General features: G+C 65.0%; 16 protein-coding genes and 2 tRNA genes. 5 read left to right on the top strand and 13 right to left on the bottom strand.

What is annotated here, in order from left to right; genetic code table 11:
- Positions 1 to 72: 72 nt before the first annotated feature.
- From NFJ07_RS11630 to NFJ07_RS11620, 3 genes are read right to left on the bottom strand one after another with little or no spacing between them, the layout of a single operon-like run.
- Positions 73 to 978 carry a DMT family transporter gene (locus tag NFJ07_RS11630; protein WP_269994501.1) on the bottom strand — a complete coding sequence of 302 codons (906 nt, stop codon included), beginning with the start codon at positions 976 to 978 and terminating at the stop codon, positions 73 to 75.
- Positions 978 to 1,601 carry a CDP-alcohol phosphatidyltransferase family protein gene (locus NFJ07_RS11625; RefSeq protein WP_269994499.1) on the bottom strand — a complete coding sequence of 208 codons (624 nt, stop codon included), beginning with the start codon at positions 1,599 to 1,601 and terminating at the stop codon, positions 978 to 980. Before NFJ07_RS11625 ends, NFJ07_RS11630 begins: the two co-directional genes overlap by 1 nt.
- Positions 1,602 to 1,651: 50 nt before the next feature.
- The gene (locus NFJ07_RS11620; protein WP_269994497.1) at positions 1,652 to 2,500 is read right to left on the bottom strand and encodes a phage holin family protein; all 849 of its coding nucleotides are present in this window, start codon (positions 2,498 to 2,500) and stop codon (positions 1,652 to 1,654) included.
- A 177-nt stretch (positions 2,501 to 2,677) separates the two neighbouring features.
- Here NFJ07_RS11620 and NFJ07_RS11615 point away from each other — a divergent pair, with 177 nt between their 5' ends.
- The 3 genes from NFJ07_RS11615 (at position 2,678) to NFJ07_RS11605 (ending at position 4,631) form a co-directional block, all read left to right on the top strand.
- Entirely contained in the window at positions 2,678 to 3,907 is a 1,230-nt protein-coding gene (locus NFJ07_RS11615; protein WP_269994700.1) for a multidrug effflux MFS transporter, read from the top strand.
- A gap of 76 nt (positions 3,908 to 3,983) precedes the next feature.
- On the top strand, positions 3,984 to 4,163 hold the full coding sequence (locus NFJ07_RS11610) for a glycine zipper domain-containing protein (protein ID WP_236816563.1): 180 nt from the start codon (positions 3,984 to 3,986) through the stop codon (positions 4,161 to 4,163).
- Between the two features lie 60 nt (positions 4,164 to 4,223).
- On the top strand, positions 4,224 to 4,631 hold the full coding sequence (locus NFJ07_RS11605) for a hypothetical protein (RefSeq protein WP_269994493.1): 408 nt from the start codon (positions 4,224 to 4,226) through the stop codon (positions 4,629 to 4,631).
- 107 nt (positions 4,632 to 4,738) lie between these two features.
- On the opposite strand, the gene NFJ07_RS11600 is transcribed toward NFJ07_RS11605, so the two are convergent.
- Positions 4,739 to 4,811 (bottom strand) — tRNA-Asn (locus NFJ07_RS11600).
- A 196-nt stretch (positions 4,812 to 5,007) separates the two neighbouring features.
- Between NFJ07_RS11600 and NFJ07_RS11595 the strand changes: the two genes are divergently transcribed.
- Entirely contained in the window at positions 5,008 to 5,778 is a 771-nt protein-coding gene (locus tag NFJ07_RS11595; RefSeq protein WP_269994492.1) for an MBL fold metallo-hydrolase, read from the top strand.
- Between the two features lie 180 nt (positions 5,779 to 5,958).
- Positions 5,959 to 9,261 (top strand): fibronectin type III domain-containing protein, encoded by a 3,303-nt coding sequence (locus NFJ07_RS11590; protein WP_269994491.1) that lies wholly within the window; start codon positions 5,959 to 5,961, stop codon positions 9,259 to 9,261.
- 58 nt (positions 9,262 to 9,319) lie between these two features.
- On the opposite strand, the gene NFJ07_RS11585 is transcribed toward NFJ07_RS11590, so the two are convergent.
- The 9 genes from NFJ07_RS11585 to NFJ07_RS11545 form a co-directional block, all read right to left on the bottom strand.
- Positions 9,320 to 9,392, bottom strand: a tRNA-Asn gene (locus NFJ07_RS11585).
- 63 nt (positions 9,393 to 9,455) lie between these two features.
- Positions 9,456 to 11,414: a DNA primase gene (gene dnaG / locus NFJ07_RS11580; protein WP_269994490.1), complete on the bottom strand. Its 1,959-nt coding sequence runs from the start codon at positions 11,412 to 11,414 to the stop codon at positions 9,456 to 9,458.
- A gap of 61 nt (positions 11,415 to 11,475) precedes the next feature.
- Positions 11,476 to 12,786, bottom strand: coding sequence for a deoxyguanosinetriphosphate triphosphohydrolase (locus tag NFJ07_RS11575; RefSeq protein WP_442865346.1), 1,311 nt, complete (start codon positions 12,784 to 12,786; stop codon positions 11,476 to 11,478).
- 113 nt (positions 12,787 to 12,899) lie between these two features.
- The gene (dusB, locus tag NFJ07_RS11570) at positions 12,900 to 14,081 is read right to left on the bottom strand and encodes a tRNA dihydrouridine synthase DusB (RefSeq protein ID WP_269994489.1); all 1,182 of its coding nucleotides are present in this window, start codon (positions 14,079 to 14,081) and stop codon (positions 12,900 to 12,902) included.
- 58 nt (positions 14,082 to 14,139) lie between these two features.
- Positions 14,140 to 14,751 (bottom strand): response regulator transcription factor, encoded by a 612-nt coding sequence (locus NFJ07_RS11565; RefSeq protein ID WP_269994488.1) that lies wholly within the window; start codon positions 14,749 to 14,751, stop codon positions 14,140 to 14,142.
- The gene (locus tag NFJ07_RS11560) at positions 14,748 to 15,935 is read right to left on the bottom strand and encodes a sensor histidine kinase (protein WP_269994487.1); all 1,188 of its coding nucleotides are present in this window, start codon (positions 15,933 to 15,935) and stop codon (positions 14,748 to 14,750) included. The genes NFJ07_RS11565 and NFJ07_RS11560 overlap by 4 nt, the downstream gene beginning before the upstream one ends.
- 22 nt (positions 15,936 to 15,957) lie before the next feature.
- Complete coding sequence (locus NFJ07_RS11555; RefSeq protein WP_269994486.1) at positions 15,958 to 16,734, bottom strand: ABC transporter permease; 777 nt, start codon at positions 16,732 to 16,734, stop codon at positions 15,958 to 15,960.
- The gene (locus NFJ07_RS11550) at positions 16,731 to 17,669 is read right to left on the bottom strand and encodes an ABC transporter ATP-binding protein (RefSeq protein ID WP_269994485.1); all 939 of its coding nucleotides are present in this window, start codon (positions 17,667 to 17,669) and stop codon (positions 16,731 to 16,733) included. The genes NFJ07_RS11555 and NFJ07_RS11550 overlap by 4 nt, the downstream gene beginning before the upstream one ends.
- A gap of 106 nt (positions 17,670 to 17,775) precedes the next feature.
- Positions 17,776 to 19,209, bottom strand: coding sequence for a YibE/F family protein (locus NFJ07_RS11545; protein ID WP_269994484.1), 1,434 nt, complete (start codon positions 19,207 to 19,209; stop codon positions 17,776 to 17,778).
- Between the last annotated feature and the right edge of the window lie 161 nt (positions 19,210 to 19,370).

The following is a 19,370-nucleotide window of genomic DNA, read 5'->3' as shown; positions in this document are numbered from 1 at the left end:
AACGTCTGGCCCTGCGGTGTCTTCGCCGGTTGCCTGCCGCGGGTGTGCGGGGCACGGTTGTCGAACTTTGCCCTAGGCCTTCCGGCTTGCTGCCGCCTTCGCGTCACGTTTTCGCTTGGTGACCTCGGGATGGTGCCGGCTCAGGGCAATAACCCCCACGATAGCAAGGGAAGCGGCCACAGCCATGGCGATTGCCAGCACGGCGTGCACATCGGGACGAAGCTCACCCAAAATTGCGATCCCGATCGCAATGCCGACAATGGGGTCGATCACAGTCAACCCAGCGATCACCAGATCCGGCGGCCCGCCCGAATAGGCACTCTGCACGAACCAGGAACCGAGACCGCCGGCGGCGGCTATGGCGACCACGGTGTACCACTGCACGTTGAGCAGAAAGTGCCCGTTGGGGTCCAGCAGGTGCCGGCCGATGATGCGCGTCAGGACCGCGACAAACCCGAACAACACCCCGGCACCCAGGATGTACACAAAAGCGCTCATGCGGTGCCGGAACATGACCGCCAACGTTCCAAAAAGCCCGACTGCGAGTGCCAGCAGGAGCACGATGGTTATTTCGTCCTCGGCGCTGACGTGATGGTTCTCCTGAGTGGCATTGACGGCCAGCAGGACGAACATCGCTGAGCCGGTCACGCAAGCAGAGATCGCCACCACCGTGCCGCGATTGATACTGAGTCCCTGGTCCTTGGCGTTGACCACCGTGGTGATGACCAAGGCGATGGCTCCGATGGGCTGCACCACCGTCAGGGGTGCAGAAACCAAGGCAATGGCGTTCATGCACATGCCCAAGGCAAGCAACAGCAGGCCGAGCACCCACCGCGGATTTCGGAGAAGCCTCAAGAAGCCCTGTGAACTCAGGGCGAGGCCACCGGTATCGGCCTTGACCGCGCTGCCCTGGCGCTGGGCGCCAATGGCGAGGCAGAAGGCGCCAAGCACCGCAAGAAGGACTGCAAACCAGGACATCAGCTGCGACCGCCGTCGTTGGCTTTGAGTTCTTTGCCCTTGCGGAGGATTGCCCAGAAATAGTTGTATGCCGCTACCCAGTGCCCCACCAGACCGAAGCCCAGGCAGACCCAGGCGATCACGAAGTATACACCGGTGAAGGGAATCGCGAGCTTGGAGAGGACCAGAAGAGGCGTGCCCAGGAGCAGGAACGCCGTCCGGATCTTGCCGATCCGGCTCACCGGGAGGTCGGGGTGGCTATGGAAATAGAACAACGAGGCCGTGGCAAGGACGACGTCGGGCACCACCAGGGCGGCCAGGTACCACCAATCCACCACCCCGGCGATAGCGAGCGTGACAGCGACGGTGATGAGTGCCAGGCGGTCCGCGACGGGATCGAGGATGCGGCCCAGCTTGGAGGTTTGGTTGAAACGCCGCGCGACGTAGCCATCCACCCAGTCAGTGCCGCCCATGATGGCAAGAACCAGCACGGCGAAACCGTATTCCCTTTGCCACAGAACCAGCCACACGAACAGCGGGACGCCCATGAAGCGCAACACAGTCAGGAAATTGGGGACGGTGAAGATGAGATCGTGGTCGATCTGTGGCTGGCCCGGGCGTGCGCCTGCACCGATGAACCTCACCTGTCCCCCTTTCCGTAGTCCGCAGCTGACGCTGGTGCTTGCCGTCCCGATTACTTCTTGAACAGCTTCCGAAGTCCCACCGCAGCCACTGTGGCGGAAGCGGCGAAGAGCAATAGCTCTTTCCAGCGCGCGGCGAGCCGCTCCGGCAGTCCGGCGGGAACCTTCTCACTGAAATCTGCGAGCTTGTCGGCAGCAAATTGGCGTCCGTCGTCAAGCTTGTGCCCGGCAACGTCGAGGAGCACCTTTCCTTGGGTCTTGACGTCGAGCTCGACGCCGAGCTGATCGCGAACGTCGGCGAGGTGCTCGCGGCGCTGCTCCAGACGGCGGAGCAGCTCGGCTTCGCTCGGGGCGGGGGGTTGCTCGGCTTTGTGTGCTTCTGCCTTGGCGGCTTTTTCGGCTTTGGCCTTCTCAGCTGCGGCGGCTTTCGCTGCTTCCGCTTCCTTGTAGGCTTCCGACGAGGGGTCAAGGACGCTGGCGTCGAAGGACGTGCCTTCCTTGACTATGCCGAGATCGTGCTTGATGCCGCGGACGGTCTTCTCAGGTACAAACGGCATGGCCCCCTTGAACGCGCGGAAGGCGACGAGGGCTCCGATGAGAATGATCAAAAGGAACGCCGCCGCAACCACAAGCGCAGCCAGCCACGGGGGCATGACAGTGGCCAAGCCCAAGATGGCCGCCACAACCAAGGCGATGATAAGCAAAGAGAAAAAGACCAGCGCAACGCCAACGAAAGCGCCGGCAATACCCAACTGTTTGCCTTTGCCCTTAAGTTCAAGCTTGGCCAGGCTGATTTCGTCGTTGAGCTGCCGCGGCGCGAGCCGGGCTGCAAGTTTCAGGGTGTTCGGCAACGCCGAAATGCCCGGGCGTTCGCCAGCCCGGCCGCTGTGACGTCCACTCATAGGTTCCGCCTCACTGCTTCCTTCTTGCTCTTACCCGGCTCCGGCACGGTGGCGAATACAACCGTCCACGCGCACCTGTCCACAAAACTACCATTCAGCTTCAGCCTCAACTTCCGGACGGTCCCGCGGCGCGCCCCCGCCATCGCTGATAAATATGATCTGTCGCACATAGGATTGATAATCGTGAACACTCCCCCTGTACCGGGCGATTCCCTCAGTCGACGCGAAAAACTCCTCTATATCCTGCTACTCGGCGCATTGACCGCCTTGGGTCCATTTACGGTTGATCTCTATCTGCCGGCGTTTCCCGCGCTGGAGCATCATTTCGACGTTTCAGCGGCTGCGATCCAACTCACACTGACCGGCACAACAGTGGGCTTCGCCATCGGCCAATTGGTGGTGGGACCTTTCAGCGACAAGTTCGGACGCCGCATGCCCTTGATCCTGGCAACGGCCTTGCACATCGGTTCCTCCCTGGGCGCCGCACTGTCCACGGACATCAGCACACTTGCCCTGTTCCGCGTCCTCATGGGCGTCGGTGCAGCCGGCGGTGGCGTGGTGGCCATGGCCATGGTCCGGGACCTCTTCGCGGGCTACGCCATGGTGCGGATGTTCTCCCGTATGTCACTGGTGAATGGCCTGGCGCCCATTCTGGCTCCGATCATCGGTTCACAACTGCTTTTGGTGATGCCTTGGCCCGGGATCTTCTACTTCCTGGCGAGCTACGGAATCCTCGTGATCATTGCCGCCGTGTTCCTCATCCGGGAAACGTACCCTGCCGAGCTCCGCCGGCAGACGACGTCGACGGCAGGCCAACGCTACAAGGCCGTCTTCGCCGACCGGATTTTCGTCGGGATGCTGCTCGTAGGCGGGTTCAACTTCGGCGGACTGTTCGCTTACCTTTCCGCGTCCACTTTCCTGTTCCAACAGGTCTACAACTTCTCCCCGCAGGAATACGGCCTGCTGTTCGGTGTCAACTCCCTGGGCATCGTCGCCGGCGTCCAAATCAGCTCCCGGGTCATCAGGCGAGTGGCACCCCAATGGATCATGGCGTTTGCCACGGTCTGGATGCTACTGATGGCGGTGTTGATCGTGGTGTTCGATCTGCTCCACTTCGGCCTATGGGGCGTCATGGTCCCGCTGTGGTTCTACATCCTCGCCACCGGGTTCATGTTCCCCTGCGTCCAGGTGATCGCCCTGGCCAACCATGGCGCACAGGCCGGAACAGCGGCTTCCTTGCTGGGGGCCTCGAACTTCCTGATGGCGGGCATCATCCCGCCCGTGGTTGGCTGGCTGGGCGTCGGCTCTGCCGTTCCCATGGGAGCCGTCCAGGCCGTGTGTCTCGCAGGAGCCGTGGCGGCCCTCTGGCTCGTCGTGCGGCCTCGATCCGTCCCCTCTATCCACTGACGCGCCCATCCACTCATGCGCCCCATCCACAGACGCGCGAGGTCCGGACCTCGGCGTGGGGAAGTAGGCTCAAGCCATGACGCGCAAACCGCACCGCAACGGGAGGGGCCTTTTCCTCGGAGCGATGCTTGGCGCCGTCGTCGGCTTCTTGCTGGGCCGCGGCGCCGGAAACCCCGTGTTCGGAGCCTTGCTGGGCGCCGTCGTCGGTTCCGCAATCCTCTACCGGATCAATCCCGGGCCTTGGAAACGGGACTAAGCGGGCCTTCCGTGGGTTCGAGGCCTGTTGCCGGTCATGGCCCGGCGATAAAGTTGAGGTGTGCCCCGTTGGCAGGAACTGCAACCCATTCCAGCCCCATGGCAGCGCAGGGATGATGGCATCCTGCCGCTGTGGTGGGATCGTCTATGCACGGTGACAAGCCCGCAATCCGCGGCCCTCTACGCGGCCGGACTCTTCACGGAGGACCGACGCCGGCCGATTGCGCAATGGTTCAATCCGACAAATGGCTCGGCCCTGCTCGTGGCTCCGGAGACCTCTCCTGAATGGCCCGTGCAACGCTTCGGAATCTTCTACGCACCCCCTGGCGGCGGATTCACCCGAGTCCACTCCGCTGCCCACGAATGGCACCCCCGGGAGCCGAGGACGCCGCCCACCGAGGATGACGCCTTCCAGTCCGCCGTGGCCGAAGCAGCGAGGTTCCTGCAAGTGGAGATGGACTTCGTCTGAAGACTTTGCGGTGGGATTCCGCCCATTCGAATGAGCACGAAAAATCAGGCAAACCGCAGCAAAAAAGCAGGCCCCGCACCGATAAAAACCGGTGCGGGGCCTTCGCGCTCCTCCGACTGGACTTGAACCAGTAACCCTTCGATTAACAGTCGAATGCTCTGCCAATTGAGCTACGGAGGAATGAAGCGGTTATGACTTTAGCAAAGGTTTTGCCTCAAGTGAAATCGAGCCTCGGACACTGTGGGAAGGGCCGCAAAATACCCCTCCCGGGTATCGCGAATGGCACGGAGCTGACGCCCTGCCCGAAGATAGGATGATCCGGGGCGTACGAAGCGCGTGCGAGCCGCATACGTGGCGCATAGGAACAGAAGGAAGCATGTCGAAGAACTGGTCAGCCGAGGCCAACGTGAAGGAAGTTGCCGAGGACGTCTTTTTCGTCCAAGGCCCTGCAGTCAACTGGACGATCCTCAGGCGGGACAAAGAATTCACCCTCATCGACACGGGCTATCCCGGGAACTGGCCATTGCTCCAATCGAGCATGAATTTCTTGGGACTGGCTATGGAAAATGCCGCCGGAGTTCTCCTGACGCATGGTCACTCGGATCACATCGGCAATGCCGCGAGAATATCCGCAATGGGCATTCCGGTATTTGCGTCCTATGCGGAGTTGCCAAACATTCGCCGGGAGGTCCTCGAACAGGTCACCGTCAAGGATCTCGGTTTGCGCATCATCCGCCCCAGGGTCGGCGCGTGGGCCCTGCACGCCATCCGATCCGGGGGCTTGTCCGACGTCGCGGTCCCGGGCGTCGCTGCGATGACCCAGGACATTCTTGACGTGCTCCCTGGATCTCCCCGGATCATTGCCACTGGCGGGCACACAAGCGGCCATGTGTCCTTCTTCATCCCTTCAGCCAAGGCCGTGGTCACCGGGGACGCGCTCGTCACCGGCCACGCGGTCAGTCCGGTCTGCGGGCCGCAGTTGTTGCCCGCAGTCTTCCATCACCGCCCGGCGGAGACCTTGGCCAGCGTAGGGGTACTCAGTCAGTTGGGCGCCGAAACCATCCTGCCGGGCCATGGGCCGGTGGTGAGCGTACCCACCGGGACAATCGAGCTCGTCTCTAACGGCAGGTACTCCCCCTTCGCTTGAGTCGCCAGGCTTCGGTTGAGTGGCCGGCCTTCCGGCCGAGTACGCGTATCGGAGCCTGAGTGAAAGGGCGGGAAACCGGTCCAAAACGGGTATCCCCCACTCTTAACCCGTGCCGTGCATAGCCAATAGGCTCCGGACCTGGGGATTCTGACCCGGTCTGTTCAGAAAAAGGGGAAGCCGATGCGGCTCCTGACCATACTGTTCCGGCGGCACCCGGGGCGCTCTTCCGCTTGGCGTTTCTCCCCTTGGCGCTCCTCCGCCGGGCGGGGGAAATCGCCTGGGATCCGCAACGCGTGGTTCCGCTGGGTCACGGCCGCGTCCGCGCTGTTGTTGCTTGGCTACTCCGTTGTCTACTTGGTGACCCCTGCGCGGGCGGCAGTGCCGAAAACAATCATCAGCCTGACCTTCGACGACGGCAATGCCGATCAGCTCCCGGCCGAACAGCTACTGAAGTCGCTCGGATTGCACGGCACATTCTTCATTACGACCAGCTGGATCGATAATCCGTCATGGCTCACCCGAGCCAACCTGAACAGCATCGCTGCGGATGGCAATGAGATCGGTGGCCACACCATCACCCACCCGGACCTCACCACGTTGTCCACCTCGGCCGCCACCAACGAAGTTTGCGGCGGACGGACCACCCTTGCCAGCTGGGGGTTCAACGCCACCGATTTCGCCTATCCCTTCGCCGCCGAGAACTCTTCGGTCGAGCAAATCGTGAAGAATTGCGGTTTTGCCAGTGCGCGCAATTTGGGGGACATCCGTTCGCCCGCCAGTTGCTCCGGCTGCCCCTTCGCGGAAACCCTCCCCCCGGCCAATCCATACAACACAGCGGCACCGGATGAAGTCGACAGCACTTGGACGCTGCAGAACCTCGAGGACCTGGTGACCAACGCGGAACCGGGAGGGGGCTGGGTCCAGCTGACCTTCCACCACATCGCCGTCGGGACAGATCCCACGTTGACCATCGATCCCAATCTCTTCAAGACTTTTGTCACATGGCTGGCAGCGAGAACGGCCAACGGAACCACGTCCGTTCAAACGGTCGCCCAGGCCCTGGGCAATGTGCCCACCCAGCCCCCGGTAGCCGCCTTCACGTCCTCGACGGCGGGCCTGACAGCGACGTTTGACGGTTCAACCTCGACCGATCCAAACGGGACTGTGACCTCCTACAGCTGGGACTTCGGCGACGGCTCCCCGGCAGGCACCGGCGTGAAGCCTTCGCACACCTACGCCGCGGGGGGAACTTACCAAGTGAAGCTGACCGTGACGGATAACTCCGGCCTCACGGGGACAGTCACGCACGCGGTAACTGTGGCTGCCGCGGCGACGGCCCCGGCCGCTCCAACAGGGGTGACCGCGACGGCGGGCAACGGCTCAGCGGTGGTGTCGTGGACGGCGCCGGCCAACGGCGGTTCTCCGATTACTTCGTATGCCGTGACGCCTTCGTCCGGCGGCACGGCCTTGGCTCCGGTGACGGTTTCCGGAAGTCCGCCCTCGACGACGGCGACCGTCACCGGGCTGAACAACGGCACGGCCTACACCTTCACCGTGACGGCGACGAACGCCGTCGGGACGTCCGTGCCGTCTGCCGCATCACCACCCGTCACCCCGACGGCGACGAACGCACCGGCCGCTCCGACAGGGGTGACCGCAACGGCGGGGAATGCTTCCGCGGTGGTGTCGTGGACGGCGCCCGCCAACGGCGGTTCTCCGATTACTTCGTATGCCGTGACGCCTTCGTCCGGCGGAACGGCCTTGGCTCCGGTGACGGTTTCCGGAAGTCCGCCCTCAACGACGGCGACCGTCACCGGGCTGAACAACGGCACGGCCTACACGTTCACCGTGACGGCGACGAACGCCGTCGGAACGTCCGTGCCGTCTGCCGCATCACCACCCGTCACCCCGACGGCGCCCGTTCCCGGCATCACCAACGGCGGCTTCGAATCCGGACTCACCTCCTGGACCACCGGCGGCGTCAGGGCACCCGTGGCCTCCACCATCGCGCACACCGGCACCGGCTCGGCGCTCCTCGGCCTGGCCTCGGGGGCTGAGCCGCTCGGGGACAGTAGCCTGGCCCAGACCGTTACTGTTCCTGCTACAGGGACGTCCACGCTGTCCTTCTGGTACCAGCCCCACACCGCAGACGACACCTGCAACGGAACCACCTGCCGCTACGACTGGATGGAGGCACAGGTCCGCAACACCAGCGGCACCACACTGGCCAGCCTGTTCAAACTCAGCAGCAACTCCGGCACCTGGACCCAGCTCAGCGCCAATCTCTCCGCCTACAACGGCCAGACCATCACCCTATGGTTCAACGTCCACCTCGACGGCTCCAGCCCGGCGGATGACACCTGGATGTACCTCGACGACGTCGTGCTCACCAACAGCCAGACAACCCCGACCGCACCCGCCGCCCCTACCGGAGTGACCGCGACGGCGGGCAACGCCACCGCAACCGTGTCCTGGACCGCGCCGAATAACGGCGGCTCGGCGATCACCTCCTACGCCGTCACCCCGCACGCCGGCACTACCACGCTAGCCCCGGTCACCGTCACCGGAAATCCGCCCGCGACGTCGGCGAGCGTCACGGGACTGACGAACGGCACGGCCTACACCTTCACCGTCACCGCCACCAACGCCATCGGCGCTTCACCGGCCTCGGCGGCGTCGGCACCCGTCACCCCGACGGCGGCCACGACGGCGCCTGCCGCTCCCACAGGTGTCACCGCGACGGCGGGCAACGCCTCCGCCAACGTGTCCTGGACCGCGCCAAATAATGGCGGATCGGCGATCAGCTCGTACGCTGTCACACCGCACGCCGGCACCACCACCCTGGCCCCGGTAACCGTCACCGGGAACCCTCCCGCCACGTCGGCGAGCATCACGGGGCTGAGCAACGGCACCGCCTACACCTTCACGGTCACGGCCACGAACGCCGTCGGCACCTCACCGGCGTCGGCCGCCTCGGCGCCCGTCACGCCCACGGCGACAGCACCCCCGGCCATCACCAACGGCGGCTTCGAATCCGGGCTCACTGCATGGACAACCGGCGGCGTCAGGGCACCCGTAGCTTCCACCACGGCCCACACCGGCACCGGCTCCGCGCTCCTCGGCCTGGCCTCCGGGGCCGAGCCCCTGGGAGACAGCAGCCTGTCCCAGACCATCACCGTCCCCGCCACCGGAACCACCACGCTGTCCTTCTGGTACCAACCCCACAGCGCAGAAGACCCCTGCACCGGCGCTGCCTGCCAGTACGACTGGATGGAAGCACAAGTGCGCTCCACCAGCGGCACCACCCTGGCCAGCCTGTTCAAGCTCTGCAACGACAACGGCACCTGGACCCAGCTCACCGCCGACCTCACCGCCTACAAAGGCCAGACCATCACCCTCTGGTTCAACGTCCACCTCGACGGCTCCACCCCCGCCGACGACACCTGGATGTACCTCGACGACGTCACCCTCACCACCGGGTAAATGAATCAGACGCCAAAAATCCCCGCCCTCTACTGAGGACGGGGATTTTTGAGTAGCGCTCCTCCGACTGGACTTGAACCAGTAACCCTTCGATTAACAGTCGAATGCTCTGCCAATTGAGCTACGGAGGAATGAAGCGTGTACCAGCCTAACAAAGGCCCGGCGGGAAACGAAATCGACGCCGGGGAAGGCCCTCAGCTATCCATGCGGAGAGCGCGGCGCTGCATTTCCAGCTCCATAAGTTCGCGGTTGAGGCGTTGGAACTCCTCCGGCTGGGCTGACGCATCCAAGCGCTGCAACTGGCCCATCTTGTCCGCCTTGACCCTGGTGATCTGCAGTTCGAACAGCCGGGCCAATATGTCGCGGCAATACCGCTGAAGCGCTTCGGGCGTGCTGGCTGGCAGCGGAACCACAGCAAGCTCGGAGACCAGGCCTTGGAGCGGTTCCGGAACCTCCTGGCGAATCCCTTCCACCCAGGCAACAGGGTCCCCCGCGTGGGCCAGCCCGGCAGCCCTGACAGCCGTGTGTACCGCGGAGTAGGCCGGAGTGACGAAGTGACAGGCCTCAAACCGTTCCCATGCCCCACCGCTAAGCGCAGCTTCGCCGCCAAGGACAGCGGGGTTCTGGATGACCACTTCAAGGGCCTGCCGCTCCATGGCCGCAATGGGATCCCGGGGATCCGGGCGCATGAAGGCGATGGGAGCGTCCGACGGCGGTGCTGCCGCCGGCTGTCCGGCCTGGCCCGGCGATGCGCCGTTTCCTGCCCCAGGGGCTCCTGCGGATCCGGCAGCTCCTGGCGTGCCCGCCGCGGGCGCGCCGGAAGCAGCGCGCTTGGCGGCCACCCCCACTGCCCGGCTGACCTCCTCAATGGGCATGCCGAGCCAGCCTGCCAACTCCCGGACATACGCCGGGCGGATGCCGGAATCACGGATCTGCGCCACCACAGGGGCCGACTCCCGCAGGGCGGCGACCCGGCCTTCCACGGTGTCCAGGTTGTGGCGTTTGAGGGATGCCCGGATGGCGAATTCGAAGAGGGGCCGGCGGGTGCCGATCAAGTCCCGGACGGCCGCGTCCCCCTTGAGTTGGCGCAAATCGCAGGGGTCGGCCCCGGTGGGTTCCACGGCCACGTAGGTCTGGGCGACGAAGCGCTGGTCTTCTTCAAAGGCGCGCAATGCCGCTTTCTGCCCCGCGGCGTCGCCGTCGAAAGTGAAGATGACCTCTCCCCCGGTGCCGTCGTCGGACAGCAAACGGCGGGCGATCTTGATGTGGTCCGTACCGAAGGCCGTACCGCACGTGGCCACAGCGGTGCCGACTCCGGCAAGATGGCAGGCCATGACGTCCGTGTACCCCTCCACCACCACGAGTTGCCGATCCTTGGCGATGTTCCGTTTGGCGAGGTCGATGCCGTAGAGGACCTGGGACTTCTTGTAGAGCACGGTCTCAGGGGTGTTCAGGTATTTCGGACCTTGATCGTCCTCGTAGAGCTTGCGCGCGCCGAAGCCGATAGTGTCGCCGGCGATGTCCCGGATGGGCCAGATGAGCCGGCCGCGGAAGCGGTCGTAAATACCCCTATTGCCTTCAGAAAACATTCCCGTGAGCTTAAGCTCAGCGTCCGTGAACCCACGTCCGCGCAGGTGTTTCAGGAGTGAGTCCCAACCTTGCGGCGCGTAGCCGACGCCGAACTGTTCGGCTGCGGTCCGATCGAAACCGCGGCCATGCAGGAAGTTGCGGCCCTCGGCGGCACCTGCCGTGAGTAGTTGGGCACGGAAGAACTCGTCGGCGATCTTGTGGGCATCCAGCAGCCGTTGGCGCTTGCCGACTTCCTCGCGGTTAGGGCCGGTCCCGCCGTCCTCATAGCGCAGCTCGTAGCCGATCCGGGCTGCAAGTTTTTCCACGGCTTCGTGGAAGGAGCTGTGGTCCATCTTCTGGACGAAGGAGATGGCATCGCCGTCTTCACCGCAGCCGAAGCAGTGGTACCGGCCTACTTGGGGACGGACAGTGAACGACGGCGAGCGCTCGTCGTGGAAGGGGCAGAGGCCTTTGAAGGTGCCCAGGCCTGCGCCCTTGAGGGTGACGTAGCCGTCCACCACTTCCTTGATATCGGTGCGCTGGCGTACTTCGTCGATATCTTCACGTTTGATCAGGCCAGCCACGTCACCATCCTAGTCGCTCCGCGCGGGCAGCCCCTGAGCGGGCCGGCAACTCGACGGGGGTCTACCAGAGCGACGGCAGGCTACCCACTAGCCGTTCGTACATCGCGAGCGCCGAAGCGTCCGTCAGGGACGCCACCTGGTCGATGACGACGCGAAGCCGGGCACCGTCGTCGGGGGCGTCCCGCCAGTCCGCAGCGAACATCGGTTCCAGATGCCGGTCCCCGCTCGCGTTGAGCACGCCAACCAGGGCGTGCAGGACTTCGCGCTGGCGTTCATAGACGGGCTGCCGATGGTCGGTGGAGATCACGAACGTCGTGGCAAGGCCCTTCATGGCGGCAATCTCAGTGACCGTTTCCTCCGGGACCATCAGTTCAGCGCCGTAGCGGGTGAGGTGGTCCGGGCCGAAGCGGGCGCGCGTGGTCTCCAAGGCGCTCTGGCAGAACCGGCCGATCAACTGGCTGGTCATGTCCTTGAGCGCAGCCATCGACTTGCGGCTTCCATCGGCCTCGCGGACCCACACGCTCGTGGCTTCCAGGCGTGCCAGGGCGGCATCGATTTCAGCGGGATCATTGTGGGGCAGGTACCACTGCTTGGTGTACCCCACCACGCGGGCCCGGTGATCAGGATTGTCCAGCCACTTCAGCTGGAAATGGCCGGCAACAATGGCGTCCTCCACGTCGTGGACAGAGTACGAAATATCGTCGGCCAGGTCCATCACCTGGGCCTCTATGCAGGAGCGGTTGCCCGGTGCGCCGTCACGAAGCCAGGCAAACACGGGCAGATCGTCCTCATAAGCACCGAATTTACTGCTCCGCTGTCCGTGGATGACGGGGGCGTCGACGGCGGACCACGGGTATTTGGACGCCGCGTCAAGGCTGGCGCGGGTCAGGTTCAGGCCCGCGGGCCGGCCGTCGGCAGTCAGGACCTTGGGTTCAAGCCGGGTCAGCAGGCGCAGGGTCTGGGCGTTGCCTTCGAAACCACCGATTCCGTGGGCTACCTCGTTGAGCGCGGATTCCCCGTTGTGGCCGAAAGGCGGGTGGCCAAGATCGTGGCTCAGGCACGCCGTGTCCACGACATCCGGATCGCAGCCGAGCGCCCGGCCCAATTCGCGGCCAACCTGCGCGACTTCAAGGCTGTGCGTGAGGCGGGTACGGACAAAGTCGTCAGTGTCCGGGGCCACCACTTGGGTCTTGGCTCCGAGCCGCCGGAGGGCTGACGAATGCAGCACCCTTGCCCGGTCCCTCTCGAAGTCCGAGCGGTAGGTATTCTTCCGGGGTTCCTGGACCCAGCGTGCCGAGTCGGCCTCCACATAGCCTGGAATCCCCGTTGCGTTTTCGGCCGGGCGTGCTGCAGACATCGCTTCAGTTCCCATGGGTATCTGCCTCCTCCGCTTGCCGTGCACCGGCGTCTCTTCAGCCGGTGCCTATGCAGCCAGTTTTCCACGACTCGGGCCGTGCGCGTGCACGCGACGACCCAGGCCCCGCTTTAGCCGCCCGAGACGTCGAGTTCGGCTGCGGCGATATCGCGCGTCTGGTCCGCGTCCATCTGCCGGCTGAGCAGCCAGTCCTTAGGCAAGGCCGGCTTCTTGGGGGAACCTGCACGTCCGCGCGGGCCCTCCGAGTCGATGCCCGGGTACGGCAGGTCCATGTCCAGCTGGTCCAACAGCTCGCGCAGGACCTCGAGGGTGGGCACGGTGGCCAGTTTGGCGCGCAGGTCCCCACCCACCACGTAGCCCTTGAAGTACCAAGCCATGTGCTTGCGGATCTCGCGCAGCGCCTTGTACTCGTCGTTGCCGAAGGTTTCGATCATGAGCTCGGCGTGGCGGTAGACGCCCTCGGCTACTTCGCGCAGGCCCGGACGGTGGCGCTGATCGCTTCCTTCAAAGGCTGCCTGGAGGTCACCGAAGAGCCACGGGCGGCCTTGGCAGCCGCGGCCCACCACGACGCCGTCGATCCCGGTTTCGCGCACCATGCGGACTGCGTCTTCGGCGGACCAGATATCGCCGTTGCCCAGGACGGGAATGTCCGGGAGGGCCTCACGCAGGCGCGCGATGGCGGACCAGTCGGCCTGGCCGGAGTAGAACTGCGCGGCCGTGCGGCCGTGGAGCGCGACGGCGGCAACGCCGGAATCGCGGGCGATGCGGCCGGCGTCGAGGTACGTGAGGTGGTCCTCGTCAATGCCCTTGCGCATCTTGATGGTCAGCGGGATATCGCCCTTGGAGGCTTCCTTGACAGCGGTATGGACGATGGAGGTGAAGAGGTCGATCTTCCAGGGGAGGGCGGAGCCGCCGCCGCGCCGGGTGACCTTGGGCACGGGACAGCCGAAGTTGAGGTCGATGTGGTCCGCCCGGTCTTCTTCGACGAGCATGCGCACGGCCTGGCCCACCGTGACAGGGTCCACGCCGTACAACTGCACGGAACGGACCTTTTCGTCGTCGTCGTGGGAGATGATGCGCAACGATTCCGGGGTCCGCTCCACCAGGGCACGGGAGGTCACCATCTCCGCGACGTACAGACCGCCGCCATATTCACGGCACAGCCGACGGAAGGCCGAGTTGGTGATGCCGGCCATCGGGGCAAGGATCACGGGGGTGTCCACGGTGATCCGGCCGAGCCGCAGCGGGGGCAGTTCGAGCTTGGGCGAAGGGGGTGTTGCTACTACAGTCACCCGTCCATTGTCTCAAAGCGGGGCAAATCGACTGGACGCCACGATCTCGCGCAAGGGCTCAGAGCAGCCAGCCGTTGTCTTCGGCGATCCGCACAGCCTCGGCACGGGTCCGGCCGCCGGTCTTGGCCATCGCGGCGGACAGGTAGTTCCGCACGGTCCCTTCGGAAAGCATTGCCGACTTCGCGATGTCGGCCACCGTCCCGCCGTCGGACGCTGCCTTGAGCACCTCCCCTTCGCGTTCGGTCAACGGGCTGTCTCCCGCGGTCAAGGATTCCGCGGCGAGCACGGGGTCCACCACCCTGAGCCCCTGGTGGACGCGACGCACCGCTTCGGCCAATTGCCGCGCCGGAGTGTCCTTGACGACGAATCCGGAGGCTCCTGCCAGCATGGCGCGCTTGAGGTAGCCGGGCCGCCCGAAAGTGGTCACCATGAGGACCCTGCACGACGGCGCGGCCCGCCGCACGGCCGCTGCCGCGCTGATCCCGTCCAGGCCGGGCATCTCGACGTCGAGCATTGCCACATCGGCGGAGTGCTCGACGACGGCGGCCGCCACCCCTGTCCCGTCGCCCAGTTCGGCGACCACCTCGATGTCCGGCTCCAGCCCCAGCAAAGCCGCGAGTGCTCCGCGCACCAGCGCCTGGTCGTCTGCGATCACCAATCGAATGCTCATACCTCAACCGCCAATCTGAACCCTCCCAGGTCACTCGGGCCAATGCTGACCGTTCCCCCGGCGGCACCCACGCGTTCGCGGATCCCGGCCAGCCCGTTCCCGGAGCGGCCCCCGGAGGCCGGGCCGACGCCGTCGTCCTCCACCAAAACGCTCGACGCCGTCAACCGGACGCGGCAGCGCGCGGCACCGGAGTGCCGAACCACGTTGGTGACGCCTTCGCGCAGCACCCAGCCGAAGAGCTCCCGGTGCCGCGCCGGAACCTGCTCCACGGTTCCCGGCAACTCGGCGTCGATCCCGGCCGATTCCAATGCCGTCCTAGCGACTGCGAGCTCCGCCAGGACGTTGACGCCGCGGTAACCGGCCACCGTGGCCCGGACGTCGGCGAGCGCACCTCGGGCCAGGTCCTGCACCGCGGAGATCTCGGCGGCTGCCCGGTCCCGGGCAGGGTAGTCGCCGGGGACGGTGTCGAGCATCCTGCCGGCCAACTCGGCTTTCACGGCGATGACCGTCAGGGAGTGCCCCAGGATGTCGTGCATGTCCCGGGCCACGCGGCTGCGCTCGGCGGCGACGGCTGCGTCGGCCAGTTCAGTCTGCGCTTCCCGGAGGCGTGCGGTCTGCCGGATCAGCCGCGCGAAGGCGGACATCATGAGGCCGAGGGACAAGATGATCCCTGCCTGGAGCAAGGCCTGCTCCCCGTTGCCCGTCACCAGCTGGGTGGAAAAGGAGGCGAGGGACAGAGTGACGATAAGGAAGAAATCCGTGCGCGGCGGCAGGGACGTCATCGCGATGGCGCAGGCGAGGAACGTCCAGGTCCACAAGGCTTCCCTTCCGATGAGGAGGATGATCACCCCGTTCAGCGCCAGCAGGATACAGACGGACACGATGCCCGCCCGGACGCCCAGGCGCCAACTGATCTGGGGCAGGAGGGCGTAGGCAGCGAAGAACACGATCAGGGCCGCCGAAGCCGCCACTTTCCAGGCCAGCGGCTCGTCCACGGACCACACGATGTTCCACGTTGGCCAAGCCCAGAGCAGGATGGAGAGTCCCGCACCGATGAACCAGCCTCGTGGCCCGGGACCGCGGAACATCGAACCGCGGAACATGCTGCGGGTTAACACATTGCCGCTGAACACGTTTCCGGTGAGCACATCCCTGAAGGAGGTTCCGCCTGGGTTGCTGGTCATGGTGCTTACCCTAGCGGCCGGTTCAGACACGTTTCGTGTCGCGGCGGAACGCCATTGCTGCCCCTGCCACGAAGATCACGAGCCAGATGACCACGTTGACGATCCATGCCCAGTCGAACTCGCCGGTGATGGGGCTCCGGGCCAATTGCCCGATCCCGTATGCGGGCGTGAACTTGGCGATGTTCCCGAAGGTCTCCCCCATGATCTCGATCGGCATGAACAGTCCACCGAGCATGGCAAGGATGGCCAGGGCCGGGCCGAGGATCTGCATGACGTTCTGGCTCGGCATGAGGTATCCGACGAACAAGCCGAGAGCCGCGAAGACGAGGGAGCCCAGCCAAGCGACCAACCCCGCCGTCAGCCAGGTCTGGGCATCCATGGTGACACCTGCCAAGGCACCGATGACGAACTGGGCCACGACGGCAACGAGGGACAGCGTCAGCGCGGCCATGGCTTTCACCGCGATATACGCACCGGGCAGGAGGGGCGTGAGCCGAAGCTGGCGGCTCCAACCTTGGGCACGTTCCACTGCCACTTGGCTGCCAGCACCCGTAGCGGCGGTCATCGCGGCATAGACCGTGAGGCTGATGAGGATGTACTGGCCGTAGCTGTGCCCGTTGGGCAGGAGCTTGTCCTTGTTCGACAGGCCGAAAATGAAAAAGAAAACTGCCGGCATGAATACCGTGAAAATGATGGTCCGGCGGTTCCGGAGCATCCTCTTGATCTCGATCCAGAGGAACGTGCGGTTGACCCCGCCAGCGGACGGTTTCCGGTCCTGGACGACTGTTGCCGTGCTCATACGAGGTCTCCTTCAAAAGTGATGCTCGTGGATTCCGGCACGGCATCGTCTCCGGTGAGGGCGACGAACGCCTCCTCGAGGTTGTTGGCCGCCACCTCGACGTCGTGGGCGCCGGTGTTGTTGAGCAAGTAGCGCACGACCGCGTCCGAGTCGCCCGTGCGGACGGTGAGGCGACCGCCGTCGTACTCGACGCTTTCCGCCGGCGGCATCCCGGCCAGCAGCCCGCGCTCTGTTGCCGGAAGCGATGCCTTGACGGTGCGGCCCGAGGCAAGGTTCTTGATCTGGGCGGCGGTGCCGTCCGCGACGATGCTTCCTTGCCGGACCAGGACAATCCTGTCCGCGTAGGCGTCGGCTTCCTCGAGGTAGTGGGTGGCGAAGATGACGGTCCGTCCGCGCTGGGCGTCGGTCCGGATGGCGGTCCAGAAGTCGCGTCGTCCCGCGACATCCATGCCGGTGGTGGGCTCGTCCAGGATGAGCAATCCAGGATCGGAGACGAGAGCCATGGCGAAGCGCAGCCGCTGCTGCTGGCCGCCGGAGCACTTCTCCACCTTGCGGTCGGCGATCTCCAGGATGCCCGCCCGCGCCAGGACTTCGTCCACGGGGCGGGAGGAATCGAACATGGCCGCGTTGAGCTGCACGGTCTCGCGGACGGTGATGTCCCGCAGCAAGCCGCCGGTCTGCATCACGGCTGCCACCTGGCCGCGGGCGATGGCTCCCCGGGGGGTGTGGCCGAAGATGGAAACGCTTCCCTGGTCCGGGGTGCTCAATCCGAGGATCATGTCGATAGTGGTGGTCTTGCCCGCCCCGTTGGGGCCGAGGAACGCCACCACCTCCCCCGGCTGCACGGTCAGGTCCAGGCCGCGGACGGCGTGGACCTTCCCGAAGCTCTTGTGCAGTCCGGCGGCGTGGACGGCCGGCACACTCGCTGTTGTCATGACTCTCCTTGGCTTTGGTTTACTCCACTACCCATCAAAGCGTTGATCGGCGCCTTGCGCCGGGAGCGTGTGTCACCAATGAGGGATGACAAATGTCACGTGCAAGCTACTGCCCGCGCTCGGCTTCCCTGCGTGCCCGCCTGGTCATGACGACGGCGGCAAGCTCGCCGGTGTCGAACGATTCGAAGGCGTCGGCGGACTCGGCGGTTTCAAGCTCACGGACGTCGCCGTCGTCGTGGGCTGTTTCCGATTCCGCGGCGTCGGCGGCCGCCAGCCGCCTCGGACCGGTCGCCTTGACCACCAGCACGGCGATCAAGGTGGTCACCGGGATGGCCAGCACCAGGCCAATGGAGCCCACCAGCGTGCGGATGACTTCCTCGGACAACTCGGCACTGGTGAGGGCATCAACCAATGGGCGGTCGTACAGCATGACGATGATCAGGATGGGCAGGGCGGCACCGGCGTAGGCGAAGGCGATGGTGTAGACCGTGGAGGCGATGTGGTCCCGGCCGATCCTCATGGCCGAGGTGAACAGTTTGCGCGCGCCAGTCTCCGGCGCCAGTTCGTAGAGTTCCCACACCGCCGCGGACTGGGTGATTGTCACGTCGTTGAGGACTCCGAGCCCGGAGATGATCAGCCCGCAGAGGATGATCCCGGAGAGGGAGATCTTGTCCGACATGTTCACCAGCGTGGCGCCCTCGCTGCTTCCGATCCCGGTCAGATTAGCCGCATCCGTGGCCCACGCCGCCAGCAGCGCCGTAATGCCGAGGCCGAAGATCGTGCCCAGCAGCGCGGTGGAGGTCTTGGCCGAGAATCCGTGGGCGAAATAGAGCACCCCCATCATGATGGCCGTGGAGCCGACCAAGGCCAGGAGCAGAGGCGGCTTGCCTTCCACCAATCCCGGAAGCATGAAGCTGACCATCACCACGTAAGCCCCGGCCAGTCCAAGCAACGCCCTGAAGCCGCGCCAGCGCGCGACGGCAATGACCACCACCGCGTACAGGATCGCCAAAAGGGCCATGGGAACGTTCCGCACGAAATCCAGGAAGACGTACGACGGCGAGCCGTTGCCTGCCGCGACCCCCTGCACCCGGGAGAGGTTCAGGTAGCGGATGCTGTCCCCCACTTTGACGCCGTGGGACTTGGCGACATCCGGGTTGATGACCACTTTCACGGGGCTGCCACCGTTATCCGGTTGCGTGGACGCGAAGGTGCATTGGGATCCCTGGGGCTGTGTGCCGCCGCTTTGGTTCGTTCCGTTCGCACCCGGAGCCTGGGTCCCTTGCGTGCAGCTCTCTTGGGTGACAGCTTGGATCTTGCCGGTATCGAACGTTACCCCGGGAGCGGCCGCGTACGGGCTCGCGAAGGTGATGCCTTCCTTGCTCCCTGACGGCCACATGAGCAGCATGGCAACGATCGTGAGCACGGCAATCGGAGCCAACACGGCTACGAGGAGCCAGTTGGCCCGCTTGCGTGCCGCGATCGCCTGCGGGCTTGGCTCGAAATGCTCAGTGTGTCCGTGTGAATGGCCGTGACCCATTAGCTGCAAAACCTCATGCCCACAAGCCTACGTGGGGCAGCACGCCATCTGTGATCGTGGCCCGCCCAACTAATACGAAAGTAGGGGTGGGTCAGGCTGCGGTGACGGGTGTGATGGTGACGTTGTAGCCGAGGCTGGTGAGTTGTTTTATGGCGTTGTTC

The sequence above is a fragment of the Arthrobacter sp. B2a2-09 genome, assembly GCF_027587375.1.
GTDB lineage: Bacteria > Actinomycetota > Actinomycetes > Actinomycetales > Micrococcaceae > Arthrobacter.
Note: the sequence above shows the minus strand (reverse complement) of the source record. Positions and strands in the feature narration are given on the sequence as shown.